The sequence below is a fragment of the Yersinia sp. FDAARGOS_228 genome, assembly GCF_002073315.2.
In the GTDB taxonomy this organism is placed as follows: domain Bacteria; phylum Pseudomonadota; class Gammaproteobacteria; order Enterobacterales; family Enterobacteriaceae; genus Yersinia; species Yersinia intermedia.
The window spans coordinates 2415028-2437137 of record NZ_CP020409.2 but is presented as its reverse complement, the minus strand read 5'-3'; the positions used below and the strand labels follow the sequence as shown (position 1 = coordinate 2437137).

Here is a 22110-nt window from a genome sequence, read left to right as displayed (position 1 = left end):
TAAGGGTTAAACAGCCGCTTGCAAACGGAATTGATTCAGAACCGCAAAGATGCGCAACTGATTAATCAGCACGCCGGTCCACAACACATCAACACGATTTGGATTACTGGCATTTTTCTCAACTATCAGGCCACGGGCGAAACCTTTGGCATCCTGAACATAGCCATTAAATTCCAGTGTCTGATACTGAGCAATCAGCTCGGCACGGATGATATTCGGCGTGATGATGGCTGAGCCTGGGGCAAAGCGGGTACCATCGGCAGCCAACTTCATGCGAGCAAACTTCGAGGTCACCTGAGTTCGTAGGTAGCGAGTGACAAACATCAATAAGAACAAAGTCTCAATTTGCAAATAACTATCATCCGCAGCACCGTATTTGTTGGTCTGATAAGTCGTAATGATATTTTCGATTTGAACTGTCCCGTCGTCCGCCACCGTCACGGTTGAAATACCGCTATGCAGCAAATTATTCCGCTCAGTCAGGGTAAAACGGCTAGACAGAGGTGCTGCCAATACACCACTTACTGCCAACGTTTGCAGTGGGCGACCGGGATCATTACGCAAGCTTTGCGCAATGGCACCAACATACGCGGCTGACCAGATGTAAGCCGGTGTCGGCGAGTTATGGATCCCTAGCAGTGAGGCATGTTGGTCATTACGCAGTTCACCGGCCGCGGTCAGTTGACCATAGGTGCCGGAGTGAGCGGCAAAGCTGTGACCATACAGTTGCTGACTATAGCTCCAGCGCCCGGTGCTATCAGAAAGGAATGCCTTGATAGCATCCAATGACGCGGTATCGGTGTAAGGGTTGATAATGAAATCAAAGGTTCGATCCTGTAAGTTTGCCAGACCACTTGCCAGTTCAGGTGCGCCTGCGCCACCCGCCATCGGGGTGATCGACAACACCAGACTCTCCGGCGTTGTCTCTCCACCGGCACTCCCCAGATAGTTCAAACGCAGATCGATATTGTTGCCATGTGCTCCTTTGTTTTTGGCCGTTAGCACCACAACAGCACCTTCCGATACGCCATCACCAGTGTGGGCAACCGTTACCGGCAATTCAGGTTTGTTCTCGATTGCCGCCGCCAGCGCCAGAGCGATGGTATTAGCATCATCAGTCGGCACAACCGTGGTTTGTACACGAATACCGCCGATATACAGTGAGATAACACCGGTTGCTGATGCTGGGGTCGTCACGGTAATTTTACCAATAGCGGCAACCATAGCCTCAGAGTCGCGCAATGGTAGAAGGTAAACTTCGCCAGCACGGTCATTGGCCAGATACGCTGCCATTTGCCCATGTAGCATTGAACCCGCACCACACAGACCCGCAACGGTGGCGGCAGATGAAACCAGCACCGGTACGTTGACGGGCAAAGTGCTTCCCGCCAGAGTTTGCCCAATAATCAAAGTACGTTGAGAGGTGCTCGCCGTGTTAGCTTGAGAATTATCAAACTCGGCAAAGAACAGTGGCGTACGCAAATTACTCGGAATATTAGTGAAAGGAATTGTCATAATTTTTTACTCTCCATTGTTAACACTTAAAATGCAGGTTTCGCTGTTTTTACCGTAACCTGCACCACATCACCGTCTTGAATACGACGGTGCCAAAATGGGTTATCAGGAACCTCTGCGCCAGATTCAGGCAAAAAGGTGCCCTTGACCGGGTCACGCACTGCGCGGCCTGTCATCGGTTTTACGAACATAGGGTTACTCCGAAAGGGGGATGGCGATCAGCGGGTCTGTGGTGCCATCAGGCATATCAATCGCAATGTCGATACCTGCCAGTGGCGTGGTTTCTACTGGGAAGAAGTCTTCCGGTCCTTGGTAATACTCGAGATCGAGTTCTACTTTCACTTCAGCAAAATGTTGCTCGCTGCTGGTATCGATGCCCATCGTGGTTCGCACTTTGGCAAATTGCTGAATCTGGCGAGTCAGTTCGTAACTATTAATCACTGCCCGTTGAATCTGTTCACACAAACGCTCTAGTGCCGATGCCGCTTCCGTGACTCGATTTGCCGCCTCACTCAATTGGATATGCCCGCTAATGCGTAAGGTGGTCATGGTATTAAACTGCGGTACGTTGCGGCCAATAGGCTCTTTTACTTCATGCGGTGTCTGTAACAAAATGGCCGGATAAGTGGTTACCGGCCATGCATCAGTTGAATAGATACGACCTTCCGCATCTGTTTTGCCCAATAATGCGGCGGCGGCCAGTTGCCTGATTTGTGCTGCATTCATAGGCTCACCTGATAAAAAATGAGATATCCAACATCATTACCTGTCATGGTTATTCTCCTGATAAATGGTTGCCCCGTTCGGGGATAAACCTGTCATCTCACTGTGTTAACGGATTATCGATTTGGTTATTACGCCAACGAATAACCTCATCAAGCCGCCCTTTACAGATACGTAACTCTCGCTTGAGTGCTAGCGCATATAAACTACTGTCACCCCATGTGGAACCAACAAATTCTGGGACTTCACACGCGGTCATCGCCGACTCAGGTGGCAGTAACTGGGGGGATTTCACCACCTGAAGGGCTGGTTTATTCGCGCAAGATACTAATGCCAGACTCAGGCATACGGCTGACAGCGCAGTTGTCAGTTGCGGTTGCCGCCACAAAACGCTTGAGACGATCCTCAGTTTCATGTCGCAGTACCCTTTCATTTTCTAACTGCCGTGCAGCGGCGGCCCGATTAGCCGCATCGTTTAACTGATAGGCAGCGATGATGTTATCCAATGTTTGATTAACAGCCCGTTCAACCTGTAACTCCGCGTGCTCCTGCACCTGTTTGGCACTCAGGCGATAAGTATTGGCCGTCAGTCCCATGAGTAATATCGCTAGCAACACCGTGGTGATGGCTTGCCTATTCATTTGCCCTCCCTGGCTTTCATTGCCGTCAGGTTCGGTGTCAGACAAAGTTCACGTTCAATCTCACGCCGATTAACCAAACCCTGCCAGCGTTTGCCGCCGGCCATAATCCAGCGCCGCAACTCATCGCATGCTCCGGCAATATTTCCGCTATTGAGTTTCTTTAATAAGGTTGAGTGAATAAATGCGGTTTTACCGACGTTATAGGTAAATGAATAGAGTGCTGCGCGGGTGTAATCGCCCACAGGTACCTGTATTGCATCATCGACCCACTTTTTCACCACGAGTAAATCCTGCTGTAATAACGCATCACACTGTTGATCGCTATACCGTCTGCCCTGAATAATGTCGTTACCGGTGTGACCATCACACAAAGTCATTACGCCCACTACGTCGTTGTAGGCTGTGTACTGACGCCCTTCAAAACCATCGTGTCCACCCAGCAATGCTCCGGCAATGGCAACCGCCCCACCGGCTGCGGCCCCCAAAACTTTCTTACGTAATGAAGGCGTCATGTCAGCTCTCCATTTTGTGCAGCGCGTCATTACATACCGCAATTGCGGCTGGAATATCAGCTACTGTTTTGTTACGCAGAAAATCCCGTAGAATTTCTGTTCGTCTCTGCTCTTCTTTAATTATTGCGTCCTTTTCCCGTAAATTGACGTAATAAGTTTTGATGGTAAATATTACGCTGATAATAGTACCAAGAATAAAGGTGTAATCCTGTAAACTCAGCGCGGAAAATAGAGCAAGCGATCCTGACCACCAATACGGCAGTTGATTTTGTTCATTCATTTAATACCTCCCAAGTCGATACACTGCCGCGTATGACTAACAGAAAGAGGAAAGCCCCGACCATGCGGGGCTTTCCTCTTTCTTAATCAGTATGTAACGAACCAGTGATATCAGACTAATATACTTTTTGCGGACCGCGTTAGTGTTTTCTTATAAAAAATAGATTTATTTTTAGTTAAATTCATATCAACTAAAAAACAAAAAATCTCACCAAAGCGAGATTTTAAATTATGATAATTGCGTAACAAACCAACCAGTAATATCAAACTAATACATTTTTTGCGGACCGCGTTAGTGTTTTTTCATAAATATGTAAATTTTCTATTAAAGGGTCCATGGTTAATTTCACATTCAACATTGCCAGGCAGCCATCAACAAAGCCTTCCGCCATTTGCATATTAATTCGCACCAGTTTTTCATCTCTTTTCTGCTGACGAGCAATTGCCCGCTTAGATTGATTAAGCACATAATGACGGATTATTAATTCATATTCATCTGGCCGGTATTGTTTTAATCGAGCAACACAACCATCGACAACCAGACCATCGTCATCACAACAAGATGCCTTACTCTTAGACGTATCAGGCAATAACCCTTTAAAGCCCGCAGCGATAGATGAATAATCCAGCCCGGAGCTATATCTTGCCCATACACCCCAGCGCGCCAAGACTAGCTGAATATCTCTCATGTTTTGGTTCTGCTGACTGTGGCTTCCGGTTTGTGTACCGTTTATTGAACTCATAAATAATTACTCCACAAAAGGCGGGGCAGCGTAGTGACACCTCAGCCTATCGATTGCTCAACAACGGAAACCACCGTAAGTCTGGCCGCCGTCTTCTTGTGATAAACCGGAACACCCATGCTACATCTCTGGATCGCAGCGATACACGCCAGTACGGTCTCATGCGTTTCCCTTATATATTTTGGTTGATTATTACCGCAAGTGATTTTATAGTCAACACCGCAGATGATTGGATATTATTGCTAACGGTAATAAAATTGACTAATGAAAAAGAAGCCATTGACGCCAGAACAGTTGGACGACGCTAAGCGGCTGAAAGAGCTGTTTAATGCCAAGAAAAAAGCGCTGGGTATATCCCAAGAGTCTGTTGCGCACGAACTAGGGGTTGGGCAAAGTGCCGTAAACCAATTCCTCAACGGCATAAACCCGCTCAATGTGACCAACGCCGCCGCTTTTGCCAAAATACTCAATGAACCCATCAGCAGCTTTAGTCCTTCTCTGGCGAAGGAATTAGCAAAAATGGCTGAAAGTTTATCGATCTCGGCGCGTAGTGGGCTAAATGATAAACCGGCAGGATCAGTTGCTAACAGCTATCCGTTAATCAGTTGGATAAGCGCAGGTAACTGGTATGAAGCGATAGAGCCTTATACACTGCGTGATATTGAAATATGGCCTGAATCGACCAAAAATGCCCATGACAACGCTTTTTGGCTCAGCGTTAAAGGAGACTCGATGACATCTCCTTCAGGGATCAGTTTTCCTGAAGGGATGATTATTCTGGTTGACCCGGAAAAAGAGCCGCTACCCGGTAATTTTGTTATTGCCAAACTGACTGACGATAACGAAGCAACATTTAAGAAACTCATTGTTGATGCTGGCGTTAAGTATTTGAAACCATTGAATCCCTCCTACCGATTAATCGAACTCAATGGTAACTGTAAGATACTGGGTGTGGTGGTTGATGCTCGTTGGCTGGAAATAAATTAGTCCCACCTTGATAAATACCGATACCCGACTGCGGTTGGAAAATATAAATCACTTGTATAAACAACCAGATAAACATTCACACAAAAAATAACCGCCAGTGATTTCCATCTTTAATCACCTGCGGTTATTTTATTTGCACTAAAAAACCAGTAAATGTTATTTTTCCGCTTCAAAGCGTGTAAAACGGCGTTGTCTGGCGCCCACCAATACTGTATATTAATACAGTATCCATTCATTCAGGAAAAAGTCATGCGTGTTGAATTGATTTATGACAAACGGAATGTCGCCGGCCTGCCCAACGCCGCTGAAATGATTAAGGCAGAGTTAACCAAGCGCGTGCATCGGGTGTTTCCTGATGCTGAAGTTAAGGTTAAACCAATGCAAGCCAATGGCATCAACACAGATGCTAATAAACAAGAAAAATCAGTACTGAACCGGTTAGTTGAAGAAATGTTTGATGAGGCCGATGAATGGCTGGTTAATGAGTTTTGAAAACGATTTAGCCGGGTAATCAGGCCCGGCTCATATTAATGCGTCATCTTGGTTCATTATTAAGTCATCGTTTAATCCTTTTAATTTTCTTTTAATCTTTAATTTAAAAATTTAATCTCCCATCAATGTTAACTTTTACCATCGTTTTTTAACAAAATTAAAGGTTAATGATGGAAAAGAATAGATGGGTAAAGAGAGGTCTTTCTGTATTACCGCTGATTATCACCTGCCATACGGCAGTAGCCAGCTATAACTCGGATGTAACAGAGGATCTGGCTATTAGCACCTCATTGGGATTATTGAATGCAGAATCGCAAGAGTTTGTTTATCAGCCCGAATATAATGGCCACAAGCTAAGTCAGATAGACTGGAAAGCAGAAAATATACCTATTGTAAAAGTAGATATATCGTGGGATCTGTTATCACGGTTAACATTAACCGCACGAGGATGGTCCACATTATCCTCCGGCACTGGGGTCATGGATGATTATGATTGGACTATGCCAGGGCAATCTAAGTGGACTGATTGGTCTCATCATGAAAAAACCCATTTGAATTATGCTAATGAAATCGATCTTAATACGAAATTTTGGTTTTTAAAGCAAAAAAATTACCGTATTGGTCTGATGGGCGGTTATCAGCGCAATAACAATAGTTGGACCTCTTATGGTGGAAACTATAATTACAATAATGGCAATAACCTATTTACAGCGTCTGATAGTGTTACCGGCATTGGTTATAAACAAAAATTTGAAATGTCCTATCTTGGCTTAGTCAGTCGCTATCATTACCAAAAATTTGAGTTTAATACTTTGCTGAAATACAGCCGTTGGGTAAATGCCTATGGTAATGATGAACACTATTTACGCCAACTTTCATTTAAAGACAGCAGCAAAGGTTCTCGCTATTACGCGGTAGTGGTTGATGTGGGTTACTACGTGACCGATAACACCAAATTATTTGTTGAAGCGTCTTGGAACAGGCACGCCGAAGGAAAGGGAGATACACAAATAATCGATTCTGGTGCAGGTGTTTTAGCAAATGCAGCTAATAGCGCCGGCATTGCTCACCAAAATCAGACCATCGCCATAGGTTTACAGTATAAATTTTAACCTGATAATGGTCTTGTTATTACAATACTTCAGCATCAATGCGGCCTGTGAACTGCTGTTTTACTCGCATTGATGCTAATTTTACACTTTTAATACCACTATTTTTTTCAACTTTATTTGAATTATTGCCTCCAAATTAAGTGGCAATGAATAATCAAGTTTATGTTTTTATTGGATATAGATGCCAATAAAATCCCCTCACATTGTCACTATTACATAAAGAAGTATTAACAATGGCGTATTAATTACAGTTTGTTACTGTGACTCAGCTCAAGTTTATCTCTGCCAAGCCGTTACTTGGATCATGCCATCCCTCTTATTTAGGACGCTCTATGCTTGATTCCATTCGTTCACGTATCTTGGCTGCCTGTATCATCATCGTGGCAGGCTCCCTGGCCATTAACACCTATTTTAACTACTCGGTTGCCAACAAATATAACAATAGTGCGATAGATAACACCCTGACCGCCGTCACCGCCAGCCATGGTGTTGGAATCGCCGATTGGGTTGCCTCTAAAACACAAATGATTGTGTCACTAAAAGACAGCGCACTGGCGGCTGACCCGATAGCGGCACTGCGACAAGTTGCGGCCGCCGGTAACTTCATTAACGTTTATATCGGTTACGCCAACAAAACCGCTATTTTCTCCAATCCAGATGGCATTCCCGCTGGCTACGACCCCACTGGCCGGCCGTGGTATCTACAAGCGGTTAAAGCGGGTAAACCCATGGTCACCCCACCCTATATTGATGCTGGAACCAATCAGCTAGTGGTAACTTTCGCATTGCCGATTATTCAGGACGGCAGCGTTAAAGGGGTATTGGCTGCTGATGTCACCATGGACAGCGTTATTGCAAACGTGAAATCCATCCATCCGACTGAAGACAGTTTTGGTATGTTAATTGATGCTGATGGCACTATTATCGCTCATCAAGATGCCAAGCTAACCCTTAAACCACTGAGCGATATTGCACCGACACTGGACCTCAAAACACTATTAACCTCAACTGAACCTATCGCGGCCAATATTGGCGACAACAGCAAATTGCTGCTGGCCCAGCCAGTACCAGGGACTCAATGGTTTACTGTTGTCGCACTGGACAAAGCTCAAGCCACTACTGGTATGCGGTCATTACTGACTACATCGCTGGTAACGCTGATAATCATTATTTTAATTGCTGTTGTTATCATTAGCCTCATTACCAAACGTGCTTTGGCACCGCTGACCCATGTACATAAAGCCATGGATGCTATCAGTTCTGGTTCGGAAGACTTAACTCAGCGGCTGCCAGTAGAAGGCAATGATGAGGTGGCAAAAATTGCCCTTTCGTTCAACAATTTTGCCGACAAACTGAGTGTCGTCATGGCGCAAATCCGTGATACCAGCGAATCAGTGCGAATTGCTGCCAATGAGATAGCGGCAGGCAATCAGGATTTGTCTGGCCGAACAGAGTCCGCGGCCGCAAGTTTGCAGCAAACCTCAGCCGCATTGGAACAAATCTCGGCGACAGTAGCACATTCCGCCAGCGCGGCACGGCAGGCTAATACTGCGGTACTGTCGGCAGCTAGTGATGCCTCACGTGGTGGCGACGTAATTGCTAAAGTCATCACCACAATGGAATCGATTGAAGCTGCATCAGGCAAAATCGGCGATATCACCAGTGTGATCGACGGTATTGCCTTCCAAACCAATATCCTGGCACTTAACGCCGCAGTAGAAGCAGCACGAGCCGGTGAACAAGGCCGTGGTTTTGCGGTAGTCGCAGGGGAAGTTCGTACATTGGCACAACGCAGTGCACAAGCAGCGAAAGAGATCAAAACGCTGATCGAATCGACAGTTAGCAGTGTGGCGTCTGGCTCTGGTCAGGTACGCCAAGCCAGTAATACCATGACCGAAATTGTCAGCAGCGTATCGGATGTCACCACCATAATGTCGGAAATCACTAACGCAGCAGACGAACAAATGCGCGGCATTCACGAAATAAATAGTGCGGTTGCACAATTGGACACCATGGTGCAACAAAATGCCGCATTAGTGCAGGAATCCACCGCAGCCTCTGCAGCGTTGCAAGCTCAAGCCACTGATTTAACCAGCGCGGTGAATCAATTTAGGATCTAGTTCGATAGTTGTTACACATCTAACAAATAGCATTTAGTTTCAGCGGGTTGAAAGTAACTCGCTGAAACTCTCCTACCTCAGCAATATTCGCGCACCAATTTTAATCGGTGTAAAATTATCGTGTTCCACTCCCGCCTCAGTTAATGCCAGCTTGAGTTGCTGTGGTGGTTCATCCAGTGATTCATCGGCCAGTTCAAACACCCCCCAATGAATAGGAACCGTCTTAGGCTGTTGTAATTGTTTAAATAACTGCACCGACTGCTGTGGATCCATATGTTGCGCCTGCATAAACCAGCGTGGAGCATAAGCACCAATGGGCAAGGCGGCATAATTGAATGGCCCTAACCTAGCGCCAATGGTCAGCAATTGTTGGCAATAACCCGTATCACCGGTGAAGTAGAAGTTAATATCATTACGTTTGACCACCCAACCAGACCACAAGCTTTGATTGCGATTCCAAGGTGTACGCATACTCCAATGTCGTGCGGGGACGCAATGAAACTCAAATTCAGCCGCGAGGTGTTTATCCCACCAATCCAGTTCATGAACATGGCGAGCACCATGTTGCCGTAACCAACTTTTCAACCCTAACGGCGCCAGAAAAATCGCCTCAGGGAAGCGGCGCAATAATTGGCTGATCGTTGTCACATCCAAGTGGTCGTAATGGTTGTGAGAAATCACCACCACATCTATATGGGGTAATTCCTTTACGCTGGCAGGTACAGGTGTTTTCCGTGCTGGCCCGTAAAAATTAAGCGGAGAAGCGCGGCCAGAGAGTACCGGATCAAACAAAACAGTTTTCCCACTGACCCGCAATAACAATGACGCATGGCCTAGCCACCACAGTGCATCTTGCTGCCCGCTAAAATCAGCCGCTTGCCACCAGTCAGTGACAAACTGCGCATATCCTTGCTGTGGCGGTTTTGGGAGCGACTGCCGTTTTCGTTCTTCGCGCCAACGCTTCAAATCTTGTGGATGATGAGCCGCCGGCTCCAGGTTCTGGAATCCAAACTCAGTGTGGTGTGGCTTACTGGCATCATAATAGGGGTTTTTCTTTGCCATCTTACATCCTTCACCGCCAGCCGCCATTGCGGCCAACATTCATTCATGGGCTATGCCCACAATAATTCACCCGTTCACAGAAATGATATTTCCACACTGTAAGTCATAGCGCTAATTCTAGTGATGATATTTAATTCTGCTGGTTAAAATCTTGCCACACCTATCACGGTCATTATTGCCACAAAAGGGCATTATTAGTTATTCACACTATCTTGGATAGGCTGTTTTTTTGCTGATTATCCACACTACCCACTAATTTGATTCTTATCAATTTTTACTGAAATACACGTCGTTCCTGTCCATAAAACCCTTTTTCGTGATCGAACACTCATTTTTATAAACGCCATACCTTTATAAAGAAACGCTTATCCATTATTAATGAAACATTGTTTTAATTTGAGGTGGCAGTAAAAATGAGTAAACAGATTTCAACAAGGCATACGCTGGCGTACGGGAGTGCCAACTTACTGGGAAGTGGGGCACTGGCAATCAGCGGAGCCTGGCTGATGTACTTCTATACCACCTTTTGCGGACTGTCTGTCGTAGAAGCCGCGACTATTTTTTCAATCGCCAGTATTCTTGACGCGATTAGTAATCCGGTGATGGGCTATATCACCGATAACTTCTACAACACTCGGTTGGGCCGTATCTTTGGTCGTCGGCGCTTCTTTATCTTGCTGGGTATTCCGCTGGTACTTGTCTATCCAATGTTATGGATGAGCGGTTTTGGCTTCTGGTATTACCTACTGACTTACGCCCTGTTTGAACTGATTTATACCTCCATCATGGTGCCATATGAAACATTGGCGACCGAGATGACCACTGATTTTGCCAAACGCTCTAAATTAACCGGTTCTAAAGCCATTTTTGGCAAAGTAGCCAACTTTTTGGCCGCCTTCATTCCTGGCCAGTTTATTGCCATTTACGGTAAAGACTCCGCCACGCCCTTCCTGTATACCGGTATCGCCTACGGTCTGATTATGTGCGGTGCGATGATTTGGCTATACAGCTCATCATGGGAACGCCCAGCCAGCGAAGTGGTCCGTGAAACCACCAGCAGTCTCGGTCAGGCGCTGAAAAAGCTGTGTGTTGATATGGCGTCTACTTTCCATCTGCGTATTTTCCGCAAGCATCTGGGGATGTACCTATTTGGCTTTGGCGCGGAATGGTTATTTGCTTCTGCATTTACCTACTTTATTATTTTTGGTTTGGGTCAAGATGCTGCATTGGTTTCTCAGCTCAATAGTTTCAGTTCAATCATGCAGTTAATTTCCACTGCAATCTTTATCGGTATCTGCGTCAAAATGGGTTTTGCTCGCCCGTTTCGCATTGCTCTGCAAGTGGTTATCGTCAGTGTGATTGCTTATGCGGCGCTCTATTTCACTGGTTGGTCGCAAACAACAACGGTCATTGTGCTGTTCTGTATTACCGCTGTTTTCGGTTTAAGCACCGGGGGGATTTATTATATTCCGTGGACGGTTTATACCTTCCTGGCGGATGTGGACGAAGTATTGACCGGCCGTCGCCGTGAAGGGATCTACGCCGGTGCCATGACCTTTGCAGGTAAAATGGTACGTTCGATTATTGTTTTCGCTATGGGCTGGACATTAAGTCGCTTTGGTTTTGTCTCCGGGCAATCGAGTCAGCCAGAAGTTGCCGTACAAGCCATTGTAGGGGTATTTGCCATCGGCGTTATCGCTCTGGCACTGGTGGCTATCTACTACACCACGCAAATGAAACTGGATCGTAAGAATCACAAAATCCTGCTGGAAGAAATTGACCGTATTAAAGGTGGTGGTGCCATGGCGGATATCCCGGCCCACGCCAGGGCGGTTGCTGAAGAACTGACCGGCTGGAAGTATGAACAGTGTTGGGGCAACAATCACCTTGGTATGAAAGAATCATCCAATGTGGCCCCTAAGCCTGTGACTGAAAGCTAATTGATTCCTGGCAATAACCACAAAACGCATCGGCCAACATCGATGCGTTTTTTACCACGCTACATCCCCTTATAGTTCTATTTTACGCTAACCCTAGCGCTGTTATTGTTCAATTTCCCCGCGTTTTTGCCGTAACCTCCGGTAAAGGATTTCCGGTAATGTAAATTATTCGTCTGTCTGAAAATTTCAGCATGTTTTATACAAATATCCGATTACTATAAGTGTACGACCACTTACTTTGTTTTTTGAACATGGATAAAAGATTGTTGAAACATTTCACTGCCCCGCTACTGGCCGCTGCTCTATTCACTATTCCATTGCACAGCTATGCCAAGACAGAGCTTTTGACCTCACAAGTTGTTGATCAATATGCCGAACATATTTTCTATAACAGTGGTGCCATGGGGATGGCTCTGGTGGTTATTGATAACAATCAAGTGGTCAACCGCAGTTTTGGTGAAACCAAACCCGGTAACAATCTGCGTCCACGGCCAGACTCACTGATTCGTATTGCATCGATTACCAAGCTAATGACCAGCGAAGTGATGGTAAAACTGGCCGATGACGGCACAGTAAAATTGACCGACCCCCTGCGAAAATACGCCCCTAAGGGTGCGCGTGTTCCTGCTTATAATGCAAAACAACCCATTACCTTGCTAAATCTGGCCAGTCATACCAGTGGCTTGCCGCGCGAACAACCCGGTGGCCCGCCAAAAAGACCCGTGTTTACTTGGCCGACTAAAGATAACCGCTGGCAGTGGATGAATCAGGCCAAGGTTACCGTACCGCCAGGAGTAAAAGCGGCCTATTCCAATTTGGCCTACGACTTGTTGGCCGACGCACTATCACGGGCGTCAGGCAAGCCTTATACCAGTTTACTGCGTGATAAAATCACTACGCCACTGGGGATGAAAAATACCACCCTGACACCCACGGCGGAACAATGTAATCGCCTAATGGTAGGGGTAGGCAGCAGCCGTTGTGAAAACACCCTTGCGGCTGCCGGAAGTGGTGGGATTTACTCAACGCCAGAAGATATGCAGCGCTGGATGCAGCAATTCTTAGCTTCGGATAACAGCGCGCGCAAAAGCTCAGCCAAACGCGAACAAGCGCTCTATTTCCAACGCCGTGATTTGGTGTCATTAAAAGGTATGGATGTTGCCGGTCAGGCAGATGCGTTGGGATTAGGCTGGGTCTACATGGCACCCAATGCGGAACTGCCGGGGATTATGCAAAAAACCGGTGGCGGCGGTGGATTTATTACCTATATGGCGATGATTCCAGAAAAGAACATTGGGGTTTTTATCGTGGTCACCCGTACCCAACTGACTAAGTTTAGCAATATGAGTGATGGCGTGAATCGATTAGTCGCTCAATTGGCGAAGAATAGCTAACATCGGCTCAATTGCGGTAGGGGTAACCCCGCCGCAATTGAGCAAGCAGTATAAAAGCAAAAACCCGTTATCTTATTCAGATAACGGGTTTTTAATTGGTGCCGGCACCAAGAGTCGAACTCGGGACCTACTGATTACAAGTCAGTTGCTCTACCAACTGAGCTATGCCGGCGAAATTTTTTGGAACGTTAGTACGTTTCCTTGGCGCGCAATATAGTATAACTCAGAACAAACAATCAAGCGTTATCAACAAATTATTTGTATTTCGCTTCATAAAACAACAGATTGATGAATAAGTAAGCGCGTGAGTCCTGATAATCAGGCTTCCATCACCAATCAATACCTTTCTGCGCCTTAATGCCATGATCAAATGCATGCTTCACTGGCCGTAACTCACTGACTGTATCTGCCAGTGCAATAATTTCCCGGTGGCAGGCTCGCCCGGTGATGACCACACTTTGATGTGCCGGCCGATTTTTTAGCGCCGCCAACACCTCGTCCAAGCTCAAATAACCGTAAGTGAGCATATAAGTGAGCTCATCCAAAACCACAAGATGGTAACCAGGGTCAGATAACATCCGCACGCCCTGCTCCCACACCAGCCTGGCTGCTTGAGTATCAGCCGCTTTATCTTGAGTATCCCAGGTAAAGCCGGTTGCCATGATATGAAACTCAACCCCATTACGTTCTAGCAAGTTACGTTCACCACACTCCCAGTCCCCCTTGATAAACTGAAGCGCACCTACTCGCATATCATGGCCAACGGCTCTGGTTGCGGTTCCAAATGCGGCGGTACTTTTCCCTTTACCATTACCGGTAAATACCATAATGATCCCGCCGCTTTTTGTCGCGGCAGCAACCCGCTCCTCTACTTGTTGTTTAAGATGCTGCTGCCGCTGCTGATACCGTTCTTCATGCATCGTGGTTTCCTCAACACAACGTTATTTCTGACAGCCAGCACAGGCCTTCATTTGAATTTGATCAAAGAATGAGTTGCCTTTGTCATCAACTAATATGAAAGCCGGAAAATTCCTGACTTCCATCTTCCACACCGCTTCCATTCCCAGTTCGGGATACTCGAGGCATTCCAAGCTTTCGATATACTCCTGCGCCAGAATGGCCGCAGAACCGCCGATACTGCCCAAATAGAAACCACCGTGTTTATGGCATGATTCGGTAACCTGCTGGCTACGATTGCCTTTTGCCAACATGATTAAGCTGCCCCCCTGGGATTGGAACAGATCGACATAAGGATCCATGCGCCCTCCAGTCGTTGGTCCCATCGAGCCGGACACCAATTCATCCGGTTTTTTTGCAGGTCCCGCATAATAGACGGGGTGATCTTTCATGTATTGAGGTAATGGTTGATTCTGTTCCAAACGCTGTTGCAGTTTGGCATGCACAATATCGCGGGCAACAATCAACGGGCCATTGAGTGATACGCGGGTGGATACTGGGTAAAGTGAAAGCTGTTGACGAATTTCATCCATCGGGCGGTTAAGATCAATGTTAACGACGGTCCCTTCATTATTAATCCGCAAATCTTCAGGAATATATCGCTCAGGGTGACGTTCTAATTTCTCCAGCCATATACCCTTTTTATTAATTTTGGCTTTAATATTTCGGTCAGAAGAACATGAAATAGCCATCCCTATCGGGCAAGAGCCACCATGACGCGGCAAGCGAATAACCCGAACATCATGAGCGAAATATTTGCCACCAAACTGAGCGCCTAAGCCAAATTCGCGTGAAGCCTGTAGCAGGTCGTCCTCCAGTGCCTTATCACGGAAAGCCTGGCCGTGTGCATTACCCTCACCAGGTAAGTTATCGTAATATTTTGTCGAGGCGAGTTTGGCGGTCTTCAAGGTTAATTCAGCGGAGGTGCCTCCGACGACAAAAGCAATATGATAAGGGGGACAGGCAGCCGTTCCCAGGCTCTTCATTTTCTCAATTAAAAATGCTTTGAGCTTTGCCGGTTCCAACACCGCTTTTGTTTCCTGATAAAGCGCCGCTTTATTGGCTGAACCGCCGCCCTTATTCACAAATAAGAACGAATATTGCATACCCGAAGTAGCAAAAATATCGATCTGCCCAGGAAGATTGGTACCGGTATTCACTTCGTTATACATATCTAACGCCGCATTTTGCGAGTAGCGCAGATTATCCTGTCGGAAGGTGTTATAGATGCCGCGTGATAGTGCTTGGGCATCATCGGTATCAGTCCAAACCCGTTGGCCTTTTTTCGCCACAATGGTGGATGTCCCCGTATCCTGGCAGTTCGGCAAAATACCTTTAGCTGAAATCTCAGAATTTCTCAATAATTGCAGTGCAACATATTTGTCGTTTTCGCTCGCCTGTGGATCATGCAAAATAGCGGCAACTTGCTGCTGATGTGCTGGGCGCAGGAAGAATGAAGCGTCATGGAAAGCTTGCTGGGAGACTAATATCAGTGCTTCAGGTTCAACTTTTAATACTTCGTTGCCATCAACCTCAATAGTGGAAACATACTTATCTGTTAATAAATAATATTCTGTGCTGTCCTCAGAAAGAGGGAAGAGATCTTGGTAGAAAAAATCATTTTTATACATTATTTTCACTCGATTAGCTGAATGGGAAATAGTAAGAAAATATCGCTGACCCTTTGCATCTAAAAATCAAAGAATAAAAACAACCTCAGCAAACTGCCTATGTCACAGTGCTATTATTAATAGAGTAAAATAAAAAGCAATTGTTCTATCTGCAACACATAATGCTTATTGGTGATTAACTCCCCCTCAATTGTCACAGTAAAAATGAGGGAAAGACCAAGGTAATAATCCATTAGAAACATGCACATACCAAAATGGCTGCACTATAATAATATAGTAAAATACGAAAACTCAATTATTACCATAATGTTAGAACATGACACTAATTGAGTGTCATACCTAATATATAGATTATATTTTAAAAAATAGTATGGAACCGTACCCGTCAATTTAACAAAATCAATTACCCCATGTTCTTTTTAGCTCTTCTTCCTTCGATTTATCATGGAGCCAACGACTTAATTTCTGCAAACTTATCAGCCCTCTTTTACCTTCTTTGTAGGTCAGTACAAAGTGGTTCCCAGTGCTCATGGGTAAATCACATGGAATGACCATATCGCCATTTTCCAAATCCTTGTGAATCGCAAACCGAGGTAATAAAGCCACACCAAGATTGGAACGCACAGCAGAAATCAACATTGATAAAAGATCAAAACGCGGCCCCATCCGTACTTTAGGACTATTAACGCCCGACAATGTAAACCAGTCATGCCACGAATCTAAACGAGTTGTTTGATGAAGCAACGTAAATTCATCCATCAACTGCTCCGCACGCATCACTTTTTTATCATCTCGCCATAACATCCGGCTACATACAGGAACCAGTTCTTCTTCAAACAAATGCTCATTTTCAGCCCACGGGCTACAGAAATCCTCACGCATAATTGCCGCATCATATTTCAGATTCAGAAAATCAGCAGGTGTAGTCAGCGCCACTAAATTGAGGACAATTTCAGGATGCTTCTCGTGGAAGTCACTGAGGTTTGGAATGAGCCAATGAGTGCTAAATGTTGGCGTCACCGCCAACTCCAACACTTGCTGAGTCGACTGGTAAGACATAATGCTTTGCGTATCCCTTTCCAGTTGCTCCAATGTATCTCTGACTAAGCCAAGATAATAACGACCCGCATCATTGAGGAAAATTCGTTTACGAACATGGTGGAATAATGACACATTAAGTAGCTCCTCCAGTGCTGTGATTTGACGAAAAACAGCACTTTGTGTTAATGCTAACTTTTCTGCCGCTCGCGTGTAGCTTTCATATTGAGCAACCGCTTCAAATGTCACTAATAAGTCAGTTTTAGGAATTTTACACCGCATTATGGCTCACCCGTTATTTCATAAAAAACCGATTAAATAGTTGTGCATACTTGGGTACAACTAATATTCAAATATTGATGACAACTCTTCTTTTTTTGATTTTTAAAATACACATTTCTATTTAGATAGACATGGCTCTCCATCATTTTTGTGATAGCCTTCATAATTATTAATAACAATATCATATTAAAGATAAAAAATAAGCGGATGAACCAAAACTATAACGAAGGACATTGCACATTTAAATATTGATGCTTCAGCGTTAACACAAATAAAACAATAAAATAATTAAACATAAAAATCATGTAGTTAGAGTGTTAGTAATCAAACACAAAATATTTGAAAGAGATCATTCCATAAAATGATTAAATATTGGGAGCAAGGTCAAATATATAATCCAATATTTATGAATAATGATGCGGAGTTTAATGATCATATTCCGTTTTTATATAACGCATTTTTGGTGATTAATTTTATATAAAATTATAAACCTTATCGTTCATAAAGGTTGCTCGAATGAGTAAAGGAAAAGTATTGTTAGTTGGCGCAGGACCGGGGGATGCATCTCTAATCACTGTAAAAGGATTGCTAGCCATTCGTGAAGCACAAGTTATTGTGCATGACCGTCTGGTTAATCTTGAGTTAATTTCTCAAGCACCACCCCATTGTCAGATTATTAATGTCGGGAAAACCTCAAACCATCATCCAGTCCCGCAAGAGCAAATTAATCAAATCCTGGTTGAGCATGCCTTGGCGGGTAAAAATGTTGTTCGTCTTAAAGGGGGCGACCCTTATGTATTTGGCCGGGGCGGAGAAGAAGCCGAGGCACTTGCTCATGAAGAGATCCCTTTTGAAATTATTCCGGGTATCAGCTCCGCTATTGGCGGTTTAGCCTATGCCGGTATCCCCGTGACTCATCGTCACTACGCTTCCAGCTTTCATGTGGTTACCGGGCATATGTGTCAGGGAAATGAACCACAAAACTGGGATGTTTTGGCACAACTGGATGGGACGTTAATCGTATTAATGGGGATGACGCGACAAGAGGAGATCTGCCAACGCTTAATCGACGGAGGTAAATCCCCTGACACCCCCGCCGCCGCCGTGATGTATGCCAGTCAGCAACGACAAGAGATAGCGAAAGGAACACTGACCACGCTAAAAGATGAAATTGTACGCAAAAAATTACATGCCCCCGCGCTGTTAGTCATTGGTCATGTGGTCAATCTTAGTGATGTTCTGGCTTTTACTGCGCGCCAAATTGATATCAGTCATGAACCACTATTGCAGGTAATCTAAGTATGTGGTCAGCAATAGTTATTTGGTTCAGGGGGCCAGTCGTGCATAAGAACGGTATTCAACCCGTCAGTTATATCCGGTATCCAGACCACATCTGGCAACAGGCTCTTTTTCATGGCTGAAGCCCGTTGCCCTGCCTCTTGTGGTGAACTGATCCAAGGGTGGATTTTTGGCGGAGAAAAACTTATCTCTTGCCCGATTAACTGGTTTAGCACCGTTTCAGTCACTGAAGGGGAACCGGGCTGGCGTGAACGACCGCGTATGCGCCAAATGGTCAGGCAAGTGTTAGCGCATTTTGGCGAGCCTGCGCAATACAGCGAGAATATATGTATTGAATTTGAATCCACTATTCCCGTGGCTAAAGGATTAGCCAGTAGCACCGCTGATATTGCCGCAGCGGCTATCGCGACCAGCCGCTTACTGGGCAAATCACTGAGTGACGAGTCACTGGCCAAACTCTGTGTAGCACTTGAACCCACCGACAGCACGATATTTAAAGATCTCACCCTTTTTGATCACCAGACCGCGCAAAGTCATCATCCCTTTACCTGGCGACCCGGCATCGACATTCTGCTGCTTGAAAGTACACAAACGCTGTTAACCGAAGAGTTCCATAAACGAAATCGCCAACCCTTATTACTTAAACAGGCAACCAATTTAGCCTGTGCTATGCAACAATTTCAGCAGGCTAACGACACCCAGTGCCACTATCGTTTGGGCGAAGCCACCACGCTAAGTGCCACCGCCAGTCAGTCAATGCTGCCTAAGCCTAAATTTCATCAATTACTGGATATCGTTGAGCACAGCGGAATCTATGGTTTGAACGTAGCCCATAGCGGCAGCGTTATCGGTTTGTTGTTCAATCATCAACAGCACGACGTAGACCGCCTTATCAGCACACTGCATCAACAACAGATAATTAAGCACTATCCACATATTCATATCGTCAAAATGGTGGCGGGTGGTGTACGTTGATAAGAATACTATTTTCGCACAAATCATTTTTTAATATTTATCTCATTTGATAGTAACTCATCATTACTTTTAACATTATAACCCTCACATCTATAAAATATTTTATATTAGTCCATCAAATATGGGTAATTAGCAATAAACCAAGCTAACTCCTAGAGATTTAAATATGATGAATGTCACATAAACAGAATTAAGTCATAAGTTTTAAATGGATCACACTTTCACTCTAAATAATCACATTAATTTTTAATGATAATTATAACCATATAGTAACAATTAATAAATAATAGAATTAACACCATGACTTTAAAGGATTTATTAAATTAACTCCGGGTATTTTAAATAATTAATTTTACTTTTTTATTTTTTTCAAGATGTCCTGACAATAAATCAATTGTATTCGATTTGTTAGAAAAGCACATTATAAGCCAGCCAATTCCCAGTGAATTGCCATCGATACCTGAAGAATAAAATAAATAATCTTGATTTACGCGTAGAAAGCTAAAAGCATAAATTTGGCTCTCTACTCACAAAACCAATATACGGATCGTAATCTACATAGAGGACTTAACATGCAAAATCCAACAATTGTTATTGGCGTCATTGGTGCTGATTGCCATGCTGTTGGTAATAAGGTGCTAGACCGAGTGTTTACAGTGCACAACTTCAACGTCATCAATCTCGGAGTGATGGTGAGTCAAGATGAATATATTGATGCTGCCATTGAAACCGGTGCTCAGGCCATTGTCATCTCCTCTATCTATGGACACGGTGAAGTGGATTGTATTGGTATGCGTGAGAACTGCATTGAACGCGGAATTGGCGAAATATTGCTGTATGTCGGCGGAAATTTGGTTATTGGTAAACATGCCTTTTCAGAAATTGAGTCAAAATTCAAAGAGATGGGATTCAACCGCGTCTTCGCACCCGACACTGATCTGGAATTAGTCTGTTCTTTGATGAAAGGCGATATCGAACATGCTATGCAATCAGAAGCAGCGGCTGGGGGCGTGCAATGATCACCGTTTCTATCGATATCGGCTCCACCTGGACAAAAGGAGCAGTGTTCGAGGTGGGAGATGATGACCATATTGATGTGAAGAATTATGCGTTATCTCCTACTACGCCACACCATTTGGCTGAAGGATTTTTTTCGGTATTGAATAAGATCCTAAATGTTGCCGATGCACGGCCTTTATTAGCGTCAGGGCAGGTCAATATTGATTATTCCTCATCGGCCAAAGGCGGATTAGCGGTTGCTGCTATTGGGCTGGTGCCCAATATCACCCTCGAATCGGCCAAAGTCACCGCGCATTCTGCGGGGGCTAAAGTGTCACAACACTTCGCCTATAACCTGAATAAATCAGATGTGCGGGCTTTAGAAGCATCACCGCCGGATATCCTGTTATTTACCGGTGGTACTGACGGCGGTGACTACTCTCATGGCCTGTCGAACGCAAAACTATTGGCTCAATCTAAATTGAAGTGTTCCATTATTTATGCCGGAAATCGTGACCTGCAAGATGACGTGTTGGAGATCCTCGGTGATAAAGATTTAACTATCGTTAATAACGTGCTGCCTAATCTCGACAGCCCTAATCCGTTTGATGCACGTAAAGCTATTTGTAATATTTTCCTCAAAAAGATTATTAGAGGGAAAGGTTTAGACGTCATCGTTGATCAAACGGGTGAAGACCCTCTGCCTACGCCCTATTCAGTCTTCGAACTGGTACAACAAATTCGCCAATACGTGCCCGATTGGGAAACGTTCATGTTGATAGATATGGGGGGTGCTACCACCGATGTTTATTCCTCCTATAACAGTCATATGTTGCCCGATACCGTGATACACGGGATCCCAGAACCGCTGATTAAACGAACCGTAGAAGGTGACCTGGGGATGCGCGTTTCAGCGATGAATGCTGGCGAAACCGGTATGCCGATGATTGCTCATTACTTCTCACATCAACAAAACCAAATTGATGCTTTTTATCGATATTTAACCCATGTCACTGCGCATCCGGGCTATTTACCCCGTAGCGATGAAGAAATTGTCTTCGACCAACTGTTGGCTGGGATTTGTGTCGGATATGCCACTGAACGTCATGCGGGCAAAAAAACACAGGTTTGTACCTGTGCAGGCAACATTGACCTACAGGTCGGCCGCGACTTAAGCCTGGTTAAAAAGGTCATTGGCACTGGCGGGTGGCTCTCCCGGGCAGAATCATTCGATATTCATAACTGGCTGAAATATCGCAATTTAGATGATGAGGGCAAGCAAGTACTGCTCCCCAGCAAGTTTGAGTATTACAGAGATACACAAGGTTTACTTCCCCTGTTGGCTAATGTCGCCCGTCGCTTTCCTAAAGCTGCCGCCCAAACTGGCGTTCGAATTTTGAACAAGTAAA

General features: G+C 45.0%; 22 protein-coding genes and 1 tRNA gene. 10 read left to right on the top strand and 13 right to left on the bottom strand.

Translation table 11 applies throughout. From position 1 onward, the window contains the following. Window positions 1-6: 6 nt before the first annotated feature. From A6J67_RS11205 to A6J67_RS11175, 8 genes are all read right to left on the bottom strand, one after another. Complete coding sequence (locus A6J67_RS11205) at window positions 7-1515, bottom strand: phage tail sheath subtilisin-like domain-containing protein (RefSeq protein WP_042568285.1); 1509 nt, start codon at window positions 1513-1515, stop codon at window positions 7-9. Between the two features lie 26 nt (window positions 1516-1541). After that, window positions 1542-1706 (bottom strand): DUF2635 domain-containing protein, encoded by a 165-nt coding sequence (locus A6J67_RS11200; RefSeq protein WP_071843434.1) that lies wholly within the window; start codon window positions 1704-1706, stop codon window positions 1542-1544. A 4-nt stretch (window positions 1707-1710) separates the two neighbouring features. After that, a complete protein-coding gene (locus tag A6J67_RS11195) occupies window positions 1711-2241 on the bottom strand; it encodes a hypothetical protein (protein ID WP_042568286.1) in 531 nt (176 codons plus the stop codon). 97 nt (window positions 2242-2338) lie between these two features. Next, complete coding sequence (locus A6J67_RS23280) at window positions 2339-2536, bottom strand: hypothetical protein (protein WP_144405110.1); 198 nt, start codon at window positions 2534-2536, stop codon at window positions 2339-2341. A gap of 13 nt (window positions 2537-2549) precedes the next feature. Further along, the gene (locus A6J67_RS11190) at window positions 2550-2879 is read right to left on the bottom strand and encodes a DUF2570 domain-containing protein (RefSeq protein WP_042568287.1); all 330 of its coding nucleotides are present in this window, start codon (window positions 2877-2879) and stop codon (window positions 2550-2552) included. After that, window positions 2876-3391, bottom strand: a complete 516-nt coding sequence (locus tag A6J67_RS11185) for a lysozyme (RefSeq protein ID WP_050074742.1) — start codon at window positions 3389-3391, stop codon at window positions 2876-2878. The genes A6J67_RS11190 and A6J67_RS11185 overlap by 4 nt, the downstream gene beginning before the upstream one ends. A 1-nt stretch (window position 3392) precedes the next feature. Beyond that, entirely contained in the window at window positions 3393-3671 is a 279-nt protein-coding gene (locus A6J67_RS11180; RefSeq protein WP_042568289.1) for a hypothetical protein, read from the bottom strand. Between the two features lie 262 nt (window positions 3672-3933). Continuing rightward, window positions 3934-4359 carry an antiterminator Q family protein gene (locus A6J67_RS11175; RefSeq protein ID WP_260654616.1) on the bottom strand — a complete coding sequence of 142 codons (426 nt, stop codon included), beginning with the start codon at window positions 4357-4359 and terminating at the stop codon, window positions 3934-3936. Window positions 4360-4677: 318 nt separating this feature from the next. On the opposite strand from A6J67_RS11175, the gene A6J67_RS11165 reads away from it, so the two are divergent. The 4 genes from A6J67_RS11165 to A6J67_RS11150 all read left to right on the top strand — a co-directional run bounded on the left by A6J67_RS11165 (window position 4678) and on the right by A6J67_RS11150 (window position 9124). Further along, on the top strand, window positions 4678-5400 hold the full coding sequence (locus tag A6J67_RS11165; protein WP_042568291.1) for a LexA family protein: 723 nt from the start codon (window positions 4678-4680) through the stop codon (window positions 5398-5400). A 249-nt stretch (window positions 5401-5649) separates the two neighbouring features. Then, entirely contained in the window at window positions 5650-5892 is a 243-nt protein-coding gene (locus A6J67_RS11160) for a DinI family protein (RefSeq protein WP_005190119.1), read from the top strand. 167 nt (window positions 5893-6059) lie between these two features. Beyond that, window positions 6060-7004 carry an omptin family outer membrane protease gene (locus A6J67_RS11155; protein WP_105165831.1) on the top strand — a complete coding sequence of 315 codons (945 nt, stop codon included), beginning with the start codon at window positions 6060-6062 and terminating at the stop codon, window positions 7002-7004. 332 nt (window positions 7005-7336) lie between these two features. Next, complete coding sequence (locus tag A6J67_RS11150) at window positions 7337-9124, top strand: methyl-accepting chemotaxis protein (RefSeq protein ID WP_050289055.1); 1788 nt, start codon at window positions 7337-7339, stop codon at window positions 9122-9124. 72 nt (window positions 9125-9196) lie between these two features. Here the strand turns inward: A6J67_RS11150 and A6J67_RS11145 are convergent, their stop codons facing one another. Beyond that, on the bottom strand, window positions 9197-10225 hold the full coding sequence (locus tag A6J67_RS11145; protein ID WP_080608168.1) for an MBL fold metallo-hydrolase: 1029 nt from the start codon (window positions 10223-10225) through the stop codon (window positions 9197-9199). A gap of 374 nt (window positions 10226-10599) precedes the next feature. On the opposite strand from A6J67_RS11145, the gene A6J67_RS11140 reads away from it, so the two are divergent. After that, the gene (locus A6J67_RS11140) at window positions 10600-12126 is read left to right on the top strand and encodes an MFS transporter (protein WP_032907368.1); all 1527 of its coding nucleotides are present in this window, start codon (window positions 10600-10602) and stop codon (window positions 12124-12126) included. A gap of 251 nt (window positions 12127-12377) precedes the next feature. Then, a complete protein-coding gene (ampH, locus tag A6J67_RS11135; RefSeq protein ID WP_050297006.1) occupies window positions 12378-13520 on the top strand; it encodes a D-alanyl-D-alanine-carboxypeptidase/endopeptidase AmpH in 1143 nt (380 codons plus the stop codon). A gap of 96 nt (window positions 13521-13616) precedes the next feature. On the opposite strand, the gene A6J67_RS11130 is transcribed toward ampH, so the two are convergent. The 4 genes from A6J67_RS11130 to A6J67_RS11115 all read right to left on the bottom strand — a co-directional run bounded on the left by A6J67_RS11130 (window position 13617) and on the right by A6J67_RS11115 (window position 17428). Further along, a tRNA-Thr gene (locus tag A6J67_RS11130) sits at window positions 13617-13692 on the bottom strand. Between the two features lie 157 nt (window positions 13693-13849). Then, entirely contained in the window at window positions 13850-14440 is a 591-nt protein-coding gene (cobO, locus tag A6J67_RS11125) for a cob(I)yrinic acid a,c-diamide adenosyltransferase (protein ID WP_005190137.1), read from the bottom strand. Between the two features lie 21 nt (window positions 14441-14461). Further along, window positions 14462-16108, bottom strand: a complete 1647-nt coding sequence (locus A6J67_RS11120) for a fumarate hydratase (protein WP_050074739.1) — start codon at window positions 16106-16108, stop codon at window positions 14462-14464. A 399-nt stretch (window positions 16109-16507) separates the two neighbouring features. After that, window positions 16508-17428 carry a LysR substrate-binding domain-containing protein gene (locus tag A6J67_RS11115; RefSeq protein ID WP_032907370.1) on the bottom strand — a complete coding sequence of 307 codons (921 nt, stop codon included), beginning with the start codon at window positions 17426-17428 and terminating at the stop codon, window positions 16508-16510. 516 nt (window positions 17429-17944) lie between these two features. On the opposite strand from A6J67_RS11115, the gene cobA reads away from it, so the two are divergent. The 4 genes from cobA to glmL all read left to right on the top strand — a co-directional run bounded on the left by cobA (window position 17945) and on the right by glmL (window position 22109). Continuing rightward, window positions 17945-18727: a uroporphyrinogen-III C-methyltransferase gene (gene cobA / locus A6J67_RS11110; RefSeq protein ID WP_005190153.1), complete on the top strand. Its 783-nt coding sequence runs from the start codon at window positions 17945-17947 to the stop codon at window positions 18725-18727. 114 nt (window positions 18728-18841) lie between these two features. Continuing rightward, a complete protein-coding gene (locus tag A6J67_RS11105; protein WP_005190156.1) occupies window positions 18842-19702 on the top strand; it encodes a GHMP kinase in 861 nt (286 codons plus the stop codon). A 572-nt stretch (window positions 19703-20274) separates the two neighbouring features. Beyond that, complete coding sequence (gene glmS, locus A6J67_RS11100) at window positions 20275-20721, top strand: methylaspartate mutase subunit S (RefSeq protein ID WP_005190158.1); 447 nt, start codon at window positions 20275-20277, stop codon at window positions 20719-20721. Beyond that, window positions 20718-22109 carry a methylaspartate mutase accessory protein GlmL gene (gene glmL / locus A6J67_RS11095; protein WP_032907371.1) on the top strand — a complete coding sequence of 464 codons (1392 nt, stop codon included), beginning with the start codon at window positions 20718-20720 and terminating at the stop codon, window positions 22107-22109. The genes glmS and glmL overlap by 4 nt, the downstream gene beginning before the upstream one ends. Window position 22110 lies beyond the last annotated feature (1 nt).